Genomic DNA, 12233 nt, shown 5'->3' on the forward strand with positions numbered 1-12233 from the left:
ATTCCGGTCATGGTCGTTCTGCTCGTCGAGCCAGATGATTGCTGCAGGTCAGCCGCGGTCGGGGAGCGTGTCGAGAGTGTCGATTGCTGGTGATCACGCCGGTCTGGGGCCCGTTGACGAGCGAATCTCAGGTGCCGCCTGCGGGCCGTGGTGACCAGCCGGGCGGCGGCGGAGAAGAGGCGGAGCCGTAGCCGGCGGGGTTCCTAGAGCCGGGGCTTGCCACTCAGGGCCCGCAACGGCAGCCAGGCCAGCAAGTCAAGCGCGAGCTGAACGATCTCAGCCAGATCTGTTTCCGGACGGTCCCGCGCAGGAGGGCGCCGCTTGGCGACGTGAGCTTCATCAGCTCCAAAACTCGTCGAGCTCGGTCTGGTCTGTCCAGGTCTCCCAGCCCTCCACGATCTTTCCGTCCTGGATATGGAGGATCAGGGCGTAGTTCATGTCGAGTGTCTTGCCCTCGCGCGCTGCCGTCACGTGGAGCAGTGCGACCGTGTGGGTGTCGTTGGCGAGCACGTCGTGGATCACCGGCCGGTAGGTGCCACCAGAGCGCTCGAACTCCTGTGCGAATGAAGCGAATGCGGCATCCCGGCCCACATGGTCTCCCGACTGGGGGTGGCGGCCCGGTGTGTGCCATACGACATCGGCGGAGAACACCCGCGCCAGCGCTTCCATATCGCCCGCGGTGAAGGCCGCGTACGCCTTCCTGAACACAGCGATGTCAGGGTGCTCGGTCATGGCCCGTCCTCCTGGAACTCGGCCCCGACGGGCCATCCCTTCCGATCCCACCACGACTATGCGCTCCTCACCCGCCGTGGTGGTCCTTGATGCTGTGCCCGTGCGACGGCGGCCAAGGCGCCCCAGCTGCTGGCTTGGGCCAGAGCGCTCGCGAACAGGTCGTCGTGTCGGCCGTTCGATGCCGGCGACGCAGAGGGCTTCGCAGGACGAGGTCGGGTTCGCCCGGCGCGGTGGGTTCGCCGAGGGTATTGCACTGCAGGTCGTGCGGTTCCTTGTCCGCCGGTCCGCCGGCGCGTTCGGCGTTGAGGGCCCGTCCAGGAGAGGCGTCTATTCTGTGCCGCCCGGACTGGGCCGCTCCACCGGTCCCCATGCGAGACGATCCACTTCAGAGCGGCGGCGTGCCGCTGGAACGCCTGCCCGCTGTGCGGGGCGAGTCGCACGTGGGCGCGCGCAACTGCCTGCCTTCTATGGGCGTCAGGCTGTACGAACTCCGGACTCATCACCTGCGTCAGCCTCAACTCAGCTGCCACGGTCATGGGTTGCACGGTAGGTCCGACCACCGACGTCCCTCCCCCGCGTCGAACGCTGGGGGCGACACCGCCCGTACTGGTGCTTGTTCAAGGAGGTCCCCGCAGCCTGCGCCCTGGTCACTGGGTGTTGGAGCCAGGATCACGGCGAACCGGTGCACCACTGCGCGACCCGACCGGGATACCGGCGGGTGGGCCTCGGTGACAGGGATCAGAAGTGCTCGCCGCGGGAGGGATGCGTGGGTAGGCCAAGGCCCGTGAGCCACAGGTCGCCGTTATCACCCGCACTGATGTCGTGCGCCCGCAGCTCGTCCGGACAGGTGGCTCTGCGCGCTCGGCACTCGGCGATCATGAGCTCAGCGATCAGCCGGGGCCCGTCAGGATCCGTTTCCGGCAGTTCGGTACGCCACCACTGATGGTCGGTCAGGGTGTGCCAGCCACGCTCCCCCATCTGGGCCTGACGCTCCGCAGTCTGTTCGCTGCCTCGGTCATGGATGCAGACGGCCAGTTCCCTCCCGTGATCGGCCGGTGTGTACGACACGATCATGTCGCGGCGCCAGTCGCGGGCGGTCCACAGATTGAAGCCGATCCAGTCTCCGGGAGCCTGCACGGGATACTGCTCCACCCAAGCGGCGAGCATGAGCTCAAGACCCGTGACCGCGTGATCCCAACTACCCGCGACAAAGATCCCGTTGAACGTCCATGACGTTGCGTTTCCCGGCCCCTTGCGGTCCAGCTGCCACGTGTAAGGCAGCGCATCGAAGGCGTGTGGCTGCCCCTTGCGCCCGGGCTTCGTGCGGTCGAAGGTCTTCCATTCCTCGTCTACGAACCTGTCCGCGTCGTGCACCGACAGTTCGGCGTGGGTGTGGTCGCCGGACAGCAGCAGGATCCGTTCACGAGTGCACCAGCGCACGCTTGGCCCGCTGGCGGATCCTCCCAGCAGGGTAGGCGCGCCGATACGGGCCACGATCGCCTCATACACCGGCCGCAGCGCCTCACGGCGAGCGAGGCGACCTGCTCCGTCGGGGTAGGCCAGGACGGTGACAGGCTCTGGGGCAAGGGCGCCAGGAGTGTTGAACAGCGTCTCTGCTATCTCCCCGGCCCGAACGGCATGCTCACTAGCGTTCATCATGTGCGCCATCGTTGCAGTCCTGATCTGGTCTCATACAACTGGCCCGCCGTCGATCCGGCGCCGGCTGCAGAAGCACTCCGAGCACCCGTGGGTGCGGGGGTTCACTGGGAACCCTCAGACCTCAGCGCGGGATGTCGACGCGACGTGAGCCGTGTTTGCGCACGTCAGAGAGTTCCGTCGGCGGCTCGCAGGACACGGCGGCGGCGAGCGGCGAGGAAATCCATTCGAGGGTCGCTCCGATTCCTGGTCACCGGACGTCGAGCACAGAACCCGGTAGGTACTTGCGCTCGCCTCGCGACTGGGGGGCGGGGCGTTCGCGCACTATGCCTTGGGGTCGGGCAGCCGGCCAGGTCCGGCGGGCACGATCTCTCTGTCGGCGGCGCCGGCGGTCTCGAGTTCGGCCCGTCGTTGTTCGGCGGTCTTCATGTCGTGGGCGACGGCGGATGCGCGGAGTGTGCCGTCGAGGTCGGTCCAGGTGAGCGCGAAGTTCCGCATGGTGATCGTCATGCGGCCATCATCGCTGGTGGCACTGACAATGCCCCGGTTGCAGGGTCTCGCGGTTGGTATCGGAGACCGCCCTCGTGACCTGCTTCTTCCTGTGTTGCAGACCGCCGGGCTTTTGACCCGGGCTGTCGCGCACCTTCGGAGTCAGCAGCCCACAGGTCTCCCAACTGAGCGGTTGCCAGGGTTGGGGACGAGCTGGGTGTCGAGTCGGCAGTGCGGGCACGCGTCGACTCCGTCGGCGAGGGCCTGGACGCGGGCTGCCGGACGATGAGTTCGGCCTGGCCGGGGCCCTGAATGCTCACGCTGGAGGAAGACGTGGGTGCTCACGCTCTGCGTCGCCAGGGATGGACGATCTCGGCGATCACACGGCATCTGGGCCGGGCCGCAAGACGATCCGCGCCTATCTGAACGGTGAGCGGCTCCCCGGGCAGCGGCCCACTCCGTGCGGTGCCCCACATCGGGCACCATTCGCCCGCACACCAGTTGGGGAGGGACGTCCGGCCACGTCGGCGACCACTTCCGGCTGCCAGTGAGGCGCCTTTCACGAGCCCGAGGTATTCGGGCAGGTTCATCCAGGTGCCCCGGCTCGGTCCGTGCCCACTGCGGCACGCGGGGCTCCGTCCCGCACTCTGCGCCTCAGTCGCCGGTCGGGCCCTTTCGTGCGGGGCGGCGGATGGCGCGGGCGGCCAGGGCGTGGAGGAAGCGGACGTACGGTGACCAGCGGGCCGGCCGGGATACTGTTCCCGTACAGGCGAGTTCGGCGCGGTCGAAGGCGTCCTCCAGGCAGGCGTCGTGCATCGGGCGGAAGGCCAGCGGCCAAGTGAGCCTGGCCAGGCCGCTGGTGGACATCGTCAGCGTGTGGTGCAGCCGCGTGTGCTCCGGACCGGCGGGCAGTACGGCCAGCTCGTGGAAGCCGTGGAACCCCCGTGGACCGGTGAACTCGAAGCGGATCCAGCGCCCGGGCACGTAACCCGACACCGTGTAGCGCACGGGCCCGTGGCCCCCTACCGCGCCGGGCCCCAGCGGACGGTCGAACTCCATTGGCGACCAGTGGCGGCCGGGCCACAGCCGGTCGCGCTGCCCACTTGCCAAGGTATCGACGAGCGCCCCCACTTCGCTCTCCTCGGCGGCCAACAGGCGTTCGTGCACGTTATGGACGCCCATGCGTCCTCCCCTCAACCATATTGGAGGCTGTCCTCCAATAAATTGGAGGGTACTCTCTGATTCATGGCGAGACCACCCCGCTTCGACACCGACCAGCTCCTCGACGCAGCCGTCCGCCTCGCCGCCGCGGGCGGACCGGCCGCCGTGACCATGTCGGCGGTCGCCCACGCCGTCGGCGCCCCCAGCGGCTCCCTGTACCACCGCTTCGCCGGGCGCACGGCACTCCTCGCCGAGGTGTGGCTGCGGACCGTCGAGCGCTTCCAGGAGAGCTACCAAGCCGTCCTCGGCAGCCAGAGCGACCCCCGCCGGGCAGCGCGTGCGGCCGCCCGCCACGTGGTCGGCTGGAGCCGGGAGCACCCGGACGAAGCGGCCCTCCTCCTCTACGGCGCCGCCGACTTCGGCCGCGCCCAGTGGTCCGAGGAGCACACCCGGCGCGCCGACTCCGGCAACCGGCAGGTGTTCGCCTCCCTGAGCGCCCTCGCCGAGGCCCTGGACGCCACGGACGAGCAGGGCCTCGACCGCGTCACCCTGGCCCTGGTCGACCTACCGCTAGCCATGGTCCGCCGCCACCTGCGCGCGGGCACACCGCTGCCGCCACACGCCGAAGACCTCACCGAAGAGTGCACCAAAGCGCTGCTGCGGCAACAGCCTTGCCCCTGACCCAGATCACCCCGCAGCCCACACGAGGACGGGGGCGAAGTGGAGTCCGGCTTCGTAGCCCGTGACCGTCGGTCGTAGCGGGCGGCAATGCCTCATCAACACCCGAGCGGTTGATGCATCGCCGGACAGTACTGCGCTGCTTGGCTCCCGCAGCGCGTAAGCGGGCCATGACGTGTGTTCGCAGCGACCCGCAAGGCCCGCGAAAACACCGCACCACCGGGTCCTCTCCATGGAGAGGACCAAGGCCCTGGGGAGGCCGCATAAGGTCGACCCGCCCCACAACACCCTGCACACCGGCTCTGACGGTGGGCCCGTCACCGTCAGACGGTGCTGTCGTGCCCTCGTCCGGGGGCTTTCCGACGATGACGAATATGACGAACCCAAACGGCCTTCGCGCAGATCAACAACCAGTCCGACGGCTCCTCGTGGCGATGAGGGCCACCGCCCGGTTCCGGGCCCGGTGCATCAGGTGGCATCCGCGCGGTGAGAGCTTCGTACCGGGGGACGGGTTCGCAGACGTGCAGCAGCGTGGACATCCTGCATGGTGGTCCGGCCAGCCCTGTATGCCAGGTCTTCGAAGTACACCATGGAGAGGTTTCGGTACTTTTCTCGCTCGGCGTACACGTACGGCGCGAGGGTGTCCCAGGTGCGGGAGATCGCGTTGCCATAGGCGCCGAGGATGAGTTGTTCGCCGACAATGTCATGGGCGACGAGCTTCCCGACGTCGTCGTAGAACAGTCCCACGCGGCGGATGTGCACCTTCACCTCTTCTGGAAGGTTGCGGTATCCGTTGCCGGCGGGGTGGTCGGCCGCCAGCCGGTCCCGGATGTACTCCATCGACCGGGAGAACTCGAGGGTCCGGGTCTCTTTGAACAGATCGAGGACGATCGGCAGCAGGTTGGAGTGATGAGTGAGTCTGAGCTGCCGACGTGCTGCCACGAAGGACGTGGCGAGAGCTGCGGCCGAGACCACCAGTGCGAGCGCGTTTAGTGCCACCGAACCGTCCATCCGACAACTGTGCCCGTTCTCGCCTGCCGTGCGAAGGGCTTCATGCGGGCTGGACCGGGCCGTCGGCCTGGCCCGCTACGCGCCTTCGCCTCGTAGTGCTGTCTGCAGCTAGGGGCTGGTGCTCGTGCGGGTGACGAGAACATCCGCTTGGCGCCCTCGCAGGAGGCACGGACTGGCCGACGTCCGGCGGGTGTCGGGGCGCACGCTTGGCAATCCGCGCGTCCTCATCATCTGGACCGTTGGACCTCCACACGCGTGCAGCCAGGCCTCGTGCCGGCACCAGGCCGGACAGGCCGCCCGCTTCAAGGGAGGCACGGATGCCCCCCGGGTTCGCAGACGAGGATCTGATGGCGGTCTGTGCCGTCAGGGGCGGGACAGCGTGGTGGGGGCCTGCGGCAACAGGCCCCCGTTCGAAGGGCAACCGCCGTGTGGACCTCGGCGTCAGTCGCAGTGTCGCTCTGAGCTGTCCCTGACCGTCCTCATTGATCCAACGGTTTGCCAACCAGTGTGAAGATCGGGCCCCTTGCCCCGTGTCGTTCCGTCCCTTCGCCGTCGATCTGCCGCTGCATGAGCTGCAATTGGGCTTCAGCCGCATCAGCCTGCCGCCGAGCAGACAGCGCCGAGTCCTGCGCAGTCTGCGCTTGCTGCGTCGCGAGCACCGCCTGCCAGACCGCGACTCCTGCTGCGACGGCGCTGACCGCAGCGCCGGCAATAGCCACTACGGCTTGCGTGTTCACCGTTCCCCTCCCCGCCCTGCTGATCTCCGAGCAGCGCGATAGCGCGCCCCGCCCACCGAGCCGCGCGCCAGTTCGACGTACGTACCCCGGGCGTCCTGCTACCGCAGATCACCGTGTTCACCAGGCCGAAGGCAATCCGTGCTGAGGTCATGATTCTCAGTGTGACGCCTGCGACGGGTGCGCTGCTCGCTACCCGCACCCCGCCGCCACTAGCACCGCCCCCACGCACCATGCGTCATCCCCTCCCCCGAGAACAGCGCGACCCTAGATCATCCGTACGACTACCGAATCGACATAAAGCCCGTCCACCCGCCGGGTACAGCGCCTCGCCCGGCAGCTGGTGGCCTTCGAGCCCGAGCTAGATTTCGCCGCCGGCATGCATCCGCCTCATGGTCCTGCGCTGTACGGCAGCGCATTACGACACCCACGGCACGCTCACAACATTCAGGCCATTTCGCACCCCGGGCACCTCGGCCACACCCGCAGCTGACGGGTAGCGCGAAAAGCCCCTCACCTCCTCAGCCATGAAGACCGCCCAGCCAATCAAGCCACTTATTCAATAGGCAATTTGGTCCGAATTATAGCGATGAGAGCGGTTGATTCTTGTCCGCCCTGAAACGGGGGCACTAGGACGGGTACTTCGAAGCCTTCAGCACCGCAAGGAGAAGGGAGACACACCATGCGACCAATGGCACGCTGGGCAGTGTCAGGAGCTTTGCTCACCGCAGCCGTGGCGGGACCCTTGAGTACGCCCGCCCACAGCGCCCCCGCAACGCTGTACGCCCCCTCGGCCCTGGTCTTCACCACAGGTCACGGCGAGAAGGCCGTCACCACGACGCCGGAGCGCGCGGTGACGCTGAACTGTGCGTACACCACCTCGGGGACTCACCCCGACCCGCGGCAAGCCTGTGCGGAACTGGATCGCGTGAACGGGGACCTCGGACGCCTGGCCACCCTGCGCGGAAATGAGGCCGGGCGACCCTGCACGAAGGAGTACCGGCCCGTGGTCGTCACCATCCAAGGTGTATGGCGAGGGACGCGCGTGAACTACGAGCACACGTTCGCCAATTCATGCGTCAAGGAAACCCAAGGAGCAGCGGTATTCGCCTTCTGAGCATCACGGCTCAGTAGGCCTCTATCCGGTGGGACCTGGTGGTCGGCCGCATATCGCCGGGCGAGACCTCAGCGTCAGGTGAGAAAACCGGCCACAAGGTCCCTTCGCTCCAGGTACGGCAGAGGATGCCTCGAGTCCAATTCAGCGAGGCCCCCTGGAAAGTGACGTACGAACAGGCATCTTGAGCATTTCCCAGCCTTCGCAGCCGACGTATGCGGGCAGCGAAGACTCGGTCATGCCGAGCCACGGCGATGGTGCCGCGACCGAGCCAGCGTGACCTCGGAGCGCCGAAGGTCAGGAGTTCCGGGAGGCGAGGTACTCCTCCACACCGGGCGCCAGGGGGTCTGCGCGTCCACCACGTTCACCGCGGCGCCGACCTCGATAGGGGGACGCGCCGCTCCGCGACCCCGGGGGCAGGACGATGCGAGAGAGCTCCGACGGCGACCTCGGCCGTCGCGCTTTAGGGCCGAAGGGCGCGCTGCGGCTCTTCAAGGTCGCCAGCGAGTGCCCGGGCACCGCGTTCGCTCCGCGCCGCCAGAACGAGGACGGGCCCGGGCCTGTTGCGAAAGTGGATCATCGCCGTGAATGATTACGCCTTGCGGGGCGTGGAGATCTGACAACTGGACAGTGGGCCCGGCTGCAGGCGTTGCTGCCGCAGGACATCAAGCCGGGTCGTCCGCGGGTGTGGACGCGGCGGGAACTGGTAGACGGGATACGTTGGCGGACCCGGACCGGCGCCCCGTGACGTGATGTTCCGGAACGCTATGGGCCATGGGACCGGGTCTATGACCTGTTCCGACGCCGGCAGCGGAACGGTACCTGGGCGAAGATCGTCGTCCAGCTCCAGGCCCAGGCCGCTGCGCAGGGTCTCATCATCTGAGACGTGAACGTCGACTCGACCGTTCTGCCGAGCCCACCAGCACGCCGCTGGGGCTGCGAAAAGGGGGATCTCCAGAAGGAGTCACCCGGCGGGGTCGTCGCCGAGCCAGCCGATTCCCCACAGTTCGAGCCGGTCCTTGAAGCGATCCGTGTCCCCCGGATCGGACTTGGACGACCGAGCAAACGCCCGGACAGGATCCGCGCCGACAAGGCATACGACTCCCGCAAAAAAGCCGTTCCTACCGGCTCAAGCGCCATCGGGCCGTGGCTACGAGGTGCGACAGACTCTCCGTCCGATACGAAGCGACCGTGCTGATCGCAGCGATCAACGAGTGGCTCTGACCAGAACCTTCACAGGGGTCCTATGCGACCCTGACCACGTACTTACCCTGCACGCCACCCGCCTCCAGCGCCCGGTGTGCCGCTGCTGTCTCCTCCAGAGGGAAGACCGTGTCCACCGCCGGGCTCAGCTTCCCCTCGACCACATGGCGGGCGAGGTCGTCCAAGTGCCCCTGCGTGGGGTTGCCGCTGAAGAAGCGCACCCGGCCGTGTCCGTGGACGGTGCTGGCCGCGAGGTAGCCGAGCGATACGGCGGGCCGTTTCAGGTCGAAGGCGATGGTGACCATCCGCCCGTCGGGATTCAGTAGGCGCCGGAAGGCCCGCAGGTCGGTCCCCGCGGTGTCCAGGACCACGTCGAAGCGACCCAGATCCGCTGGCCGGACGGTCCGGTGGTCGACGGCCTGGTGCGCGCCGAGCCCGCGGACGAAGTCGACGTTGGCGGCGCGGGCGAGGGCCGTGACCTCAGCACCGTACGCCCGTCCGAGCTGGACGGCGGCGTTGCCGACGCCGCCCGCCGCGCCCCGTACGAGGAGTCGTTCGCCGGGGCGCAGCCCGGCTTTGTCCCGCAGCGCGGTGACGGCCGTGGTGGCCACCGGCAGCGCGGCGGCGTCCACCAGTTCCAGCCCGTCGGGGACCCGGCCGACCCGCTCGGCGGGCACGGTCACGTACTCGGCGGCACTCCCGAACCCGGAGGTGCGGCCCAAGACCCCCCATATGCGGTCGCCGACCGCGAACCGCGTTACTCCGGCTCCCAGTGCGGCGACCTCGCCGGTGAAGTCCAATCCGACGCGCTGGGGGAATTTCCGACCGGTGAGGAGGCGGAGACGGCCGGCCCGGGCTGCCAGTTCGCCGCCGTTGACGCTGAACGCGCGCACCTTCACAAGGACCTCGCCGGGGACCGGCTCGGGGCGTGGCACCTGGCCCACGTAGAGCACATCGGGGCCGCCGTAGCGGTCGTAGAGCACTGCCTTCATCATGCGGTCGTTCATCGTCTGCCTTTGCCGCCGGTGGCCGAACAGGAATCTGACAGCGACCGTAAGCTCTTAAGTGGACGCAATCGTCCGCTTGGACCGGAAGCGAGAGACAGTGATGGCGGAATCCTCTCGGATCACAGCCCAACACGGGGTACGGGCGGACGCCCGGCGCAACCGGGAACGCGTCCTTGTCGCCGCCCGCGCGGTCTTCGCCGAGCACGGGATCGACGCCCCGATGGCGACCGTGGCCCGCCGGGCCGGGGTCGGCGTTGCGACGCTGTACCGGCATTTCCCGACCCGGGACGCGCTGGTACGGGGCGCGTTCGCGCAGCAGATGGATACCTGCGCGCGGGCGCTCACCGAGGCTCTGACCGCTCCTGACCCATGGCAGGGCTTCCAGCAGCTGGTCGAGACAGTCTGCGGGCTCCAACGGGAGGAACGAGGGTTCCCGGCCGCGTTCGTCGCAGCCTTCCCGGAAAGCACGTCGGAGCACACGCAGTCCCGGAAACAAGCCGAGCGGGACTTCATGACCCTGGTACGCAGGGCTCAGGCGGCGGGCGCGCTGCGGGCCGATTTTCACCCTTCCGACCTCGCCGTGGTCCTGTTGGCACACTGCGGTCTGGTGAGCGCCCTACCGGGTGACGGTGCAGCATCCCGGCGCCTGGTGGCCTACCTGCTCCAGTCGTTCCGCGCCGACGCGGCCAACCAACCGCTGCCTCCGCCGGCTGCGCTGACCCTGCACAGTCTCCCGATCGTAGCCGACAGCCCCCAGGGGCGGCGGTCCTCCAGAGCCTGACATGAAGCGGTACCTGCGCGGGGCACGTCCAGTCCGGCAACTCCACTTTCGCAACAGGCCCTAGCCCACCCGGGTCCTCTGGGCCACCCGGACGCAATCCCGGCGGTGCGTCCCGCGGTCGCAGGCCGTCAGATGGGCCATGTTGCTGAAACGTCGAACTGATCGATCGGCCCCGGCCGGACGCGAAGGAGGCCCGCGGTGGGTGAGCTCTACATCGGCGGTGAGTGGACCCAGGCTGCGGCCGGTGCGCGGCGGGAGGTGGTCAACCCCTACGACGCCTCCGTCGTCACCACGGTCGACGAGGCCGACGCCACCGACGTGGACCGCGCCGTGCGGGCTGCCCGGCGTGCCTTCGACGAGGGGGAATGGGCGAACGCACCCTCCCGGCGCCGGGCCGACCTCCTGCTGCGCGTCCGCGATCTGCTGCTGCGTGACAAGGAGGACATCGCCCGCACCGAGACACTCGACACCGGCAAGACGCTGACCGAGGGCCGGATCGATGTGGAGGACGTGGCGAATGCCTTCCGCTACTTCGCCGAACTCGCGGGCAAGGACGGCGGCAGGGTCGTGGACGTGGGCCCGGACGTCCTGAGTCGTGTCGTCTACCAGCCGGTCGGCGTGTGCGCGCTCATCGCCCCCTGGAACTACCCCCTCCTCCAGGCCTCCTGGAAGGTGGCCCCGGCCTTGGCCGCCGGCAACACCTTCGTCCTCAAACCCAGCGAGATCACACCGCTCACCACGATCGCCATGATCCGGCTCATCGAGGAGGCCGGCGCGCCACCCGGCGTCGCCAACCTGGTGCTCGGATCCGGTGCCACCGTCGGCGCCGCCCTCACCAGCCACCCCGAGGTCGACCTGGTGTCCTTCACCGGTGGCCTGTCCACCGGACGGTCCATCATGGCCAGCGCCGCCCAGGGGCCGAGGAACATCGCCCTGGAGCTGGGCGGCAAGAACCCCAACATCGTGTTCGCGGACGCCGACTTCGACGCCGCCGTGGACTACGCGTTGGACGCCGCCTTCCTGCACTCCGGGCAGGTCTGCTCAGCCGGTTCGCGTCTGATGGTCGAGGACTCGCTGCACGACCGCTTCGTCGAGGCGTACGCCGACCGCGCGCGGGCGATCCGGCTCGGGAACGGACTGGAAGAGGGCACCGAAAGCGGTCCGCTCAGCTCCGCCGCGCACCGCGAGAAGGTCGAGAGCTACATCGCCGTCGGCCGGGAGGAGGGCGCTCGGCTCGTCACCGGCGGCACCCGCCCCGACGACCCCGCCCTGAGCCGCGGCTTCTTCCTGCTGCCGACGATCTTCGCCGACTGCGACCGGTCCATGCGCATCGTCCAGGAAGAGGTCTTCGGCCCGGTGGTCACCGTGGAGCGTTTCCGCACCGAGGACGAGGCGGTCGAACTGGCCAACGACACCCGCTACGGCCTGGCCGGCGGCGTGTGGACCTCCGACGCGAGCCGCGCCCAACGCGTCGCGCAGCGGCTGCGGCACGGCACCGTGTGGATCAACGACTTCCACCCCTACGTGCCGCAGGCCGAGTGGGGTGGCTTCGGCCGCTCCGGCGTCGGACGCGAACTGGGCCCCACCGGGCTACGCGAGTACCAGGAGGCAAAGCACATCTACCAGAACCTCGCCCCCGCCCGCTCCGGCTGGTTCAAGGGCTGACC

General features: G+C 68.6%; 12 protein-coding genes and 1 pseudogene. 5 read left to right on the forward strand and 8 right to left on the reverse strand.

Going from position 1 to position 12233, the window contains the following annotated elements; all coding sequences use genetic code 11:
- Positions 1–48 precede the first annotated feature (48 nt).
- From OG254_RS01400 to OG254_RS01420, 5 genes and pseudogenes are all read right to left on the reverse strand, one after another.
- A pseudogene (locus OG254_RS01400) lies at positions 49–286 on the reverse strand (transposase); the annotation flags it as partial.
- 53 nt (positions 287–339) lie between these two features.
- Positions 340–732: a nuclear transport factor 2 family protein gene (locus OG254_RS01405; protein WP_405576510.1), complete on the reverse strand. Its 393-nt coding sequence runs from the start codon at positions 730–732 to the stop codon at positions 340–342.
- 738 nt (positions 733–1470) lie between these two features.
- Positions 1471–2400 (reverse strand): hypothetical protein, encoded by a 930-nt coding sequence (locus OG254_RS01410; RefSeq protein ID WP_405576512.1) that lies wholly within the window; start codon positions 2398–2400, stop codon positions 1471–1473.
- 312 nt (positions 2401–2712) lie between these two features.
- Positions 2713–2898: a hypothetical protein gene (locus OG254_RS01415; protein ID WP_405576514.1), complete on the reverse strand. Its 186-nt coding sequence runs from the start codon at positions 2896–2898 to the stop codon at positions 2713–2715.
- Positions 2899–3531: 633 nt separating this feature from the next.
- Complete coding sequence (locus OG254_RS01420; protein WP_405576516.1) at positions 3532–4059, reverse strand: SRPBCC family protein; 528 nt, start codon at positions 4057–4059, stop codon at positions 3532–3534.
- Positions 4060–4122: 63 nt separating this feature from the next.
- Between OG254_RS01420 and OG254_RS01425 the strand changes: the two genes are divergently transcribed.
- Entirely contained in the window at positions 4123–4719 is a 597-nt protein-coding gene (locus OG254_RS01425) for a TetR/AcrR family transcriptional regulator (RefSeq protein ID WP_405576518.1), read from the forward strand.
- Between the two features lie 465 nt (positions 4720–5184).
- Here OG254_RS01425 and OG254_RS01430 read toward each other — a convergent pair whose 3' ends face one another.
- Both OG254_RS01430 and OG254_RS01435 read right to left on the reverse strand, forming a co-directional pair.
- On the reverse strand, positions 5185–5727 hold the full coding sequence (locus OG254_RS01430) for a hypothetical protein (protein ID WP_405576520.1): 543 nt from the start codon (positions 5725–5727) through the stop codon (positions 5185–5187).
- A 479-nt stretch (positions 5728–6206) separates the two neighbouring features.
- Complete coding sequence (locus OG254_RS01435) at positions 6207–6464, reverse strand: hypothetical protein (RefSeq protein WP_405576522.1); 258 nt, start codon at positions 6462–6464, stop codon at positions 6207–6209.
- 679 nt (positions 6465–7143) lie between these two features.
- Between OG254_RS01435 and OG254_RS01440 the strand changes: the two genes are divergently transcribed.
- Positions 7144–7578 (forward strand): subtilase-type protease inhibitor, encoded by a 435-nt coding sequence (locus tag OG254_RS01440; protein WP_405576524.1) that lies wholly within the window; start codon positions 7144–7146, stop codon positions 7576–7578.
- A gap of 646 nt (positions 7579–8224) precedes the next feature.
- The gene (locus tag OG254_RS01445; RefSeq protein ID WP_405576526.1) at positions 8225–8323 is read left to right on the forward strand and encodes a hypothetical protein; all 99 of its coding nucleotides are present in this window, start codon (positions 8225–8227) and stop codon (positions 8321–8323) included.
- Between the two features lie 496 nt (positions 8324–8819).
- On the opposite strand, the gene OG254_RS01450 is transcribed toward OG254_RS01445, so the two are convergent.
- Positions 8820–9785, reverse strand: a complete 966-nt coding sequence (locus tag OG254_RS01450; protein WP_405576528.1) for an NAD(P)-dependent alcohol dehydrogenase — start codon at positions 9783–9785, stop codon at positions 8820–8822.
- A 100-nt stretch (positions 9786–9885) separates the two neighbouring features.
- Here OG254_RS01450 and OG254_RS01455 point away from each other — a divergent pair, with 100 nt between their 5' ends.
- Both OG254_RS01455 and OG254_RS01460 read left to right on the forward strand, forming a co-directional pair.
- Positions 9886–10566: a TetR/AcrR family transcriptional regulator gene (locus tag OG254_RS01455; RefSeq protein WP_405576530.1), complete on the forward strand. Its 681-nt coding sequence runs from the start codon at positions 9886–9888 to the stop codon at positions 10564–10566.
- A 198-nt stretch (positions 10567–10764) separates the two neighbouring features.
- Positions 10765–12231, forward strand: a complete 1467-nt coding sequence (locus OG254_RS01460; RefSeq protein ID WP_405576532.1) for an aldehyde dehydrogenase family protein — start codon at positions 10765–10767, stop codon at positions 12229–12231.
- Positions 12232–12233 lie beyond the last annotated feature (2 nt).

Origin of the sequence: Streptomyces sp. NBC_01092 (assembly GCF_045039535.1) — a bacterium.
In the GTDB taxonomy this organism is placed as follows: Bacteria; Actinomycetota; Actinomycetes; order Streptomycetales; family Streptomycetaceae; genus Streptomyces.

What these genes read in the sequence shown, in the direction of transcription:
- OG254_RS01405 (WP_405576510.1), bottom strand. Translation starts at nt 732, where the DNA reads ATGACCGAGCACCCTGACATCGCTGTGTTCAGGAAGGCGTACGCGGCC.
- OG254_RS01410 (WP_405576512.1), bottom strand. Translation starts at nt 2,400, where the DNA reads ATGGCGCACATGATGAACGCTAGTGAGCATGCCGTTCGGGCCGGGGAG.
- OG254_RS01415 (WP_405576514.1), bottom strand. Translation starts at nt 2,898, where the DNA reads ATGACGATCACCATGCGGAACTTCGCGCTCACCTGGACCGACCTCGAC.
- OG254_RS01420 (WP_405576516.1), bottom strand. Translation starts at nt 4,059, where the DNA reads ATGGGCGTCCATAACGTGCACGAACGCCTGTTGGCCGCCGAGGAGAGC.
- OG254_RS01425 (WP_405576518.1), top strand. Translation starts at nt 4,123, where the DNA reads ATGGCGAGACCACCCCGCTTCGACACCGACCAGCTCCTCGACGCAGCC.
- OG254_RS01430 (WP_405576520.1), bottom strand. Translation starts at nt 5,727, where the DNA reads ATGGACGGTTCGGTGGCACTAAACGCGCTCGCACTGGTGGTCTCGGCC.
- OG254_RS01440 (WP_405576524.1), top strand. Translation starts at nt 7,144, where the DNA reads ATGCGACCAATGGCACGCTGGGCAGTGTCAGGAGCTTTGCTCACCGCA.
- OG254_RS01450 (WP_405576528.1), bottom strand. Translation starts at nt 9,785, where the DNA reads ATGAACGACCGCATGATGAAGGCAGTGCTCTACGACCGCTACGGCGGC.
- OG254_RS01455 (WP_405576530.1), top strand. Translation starts at nt 9,886, where the DNA reads ATGGCGGAATCCTCTCGGATCACAGCCCAACACGGGGTACGGGCGGAC.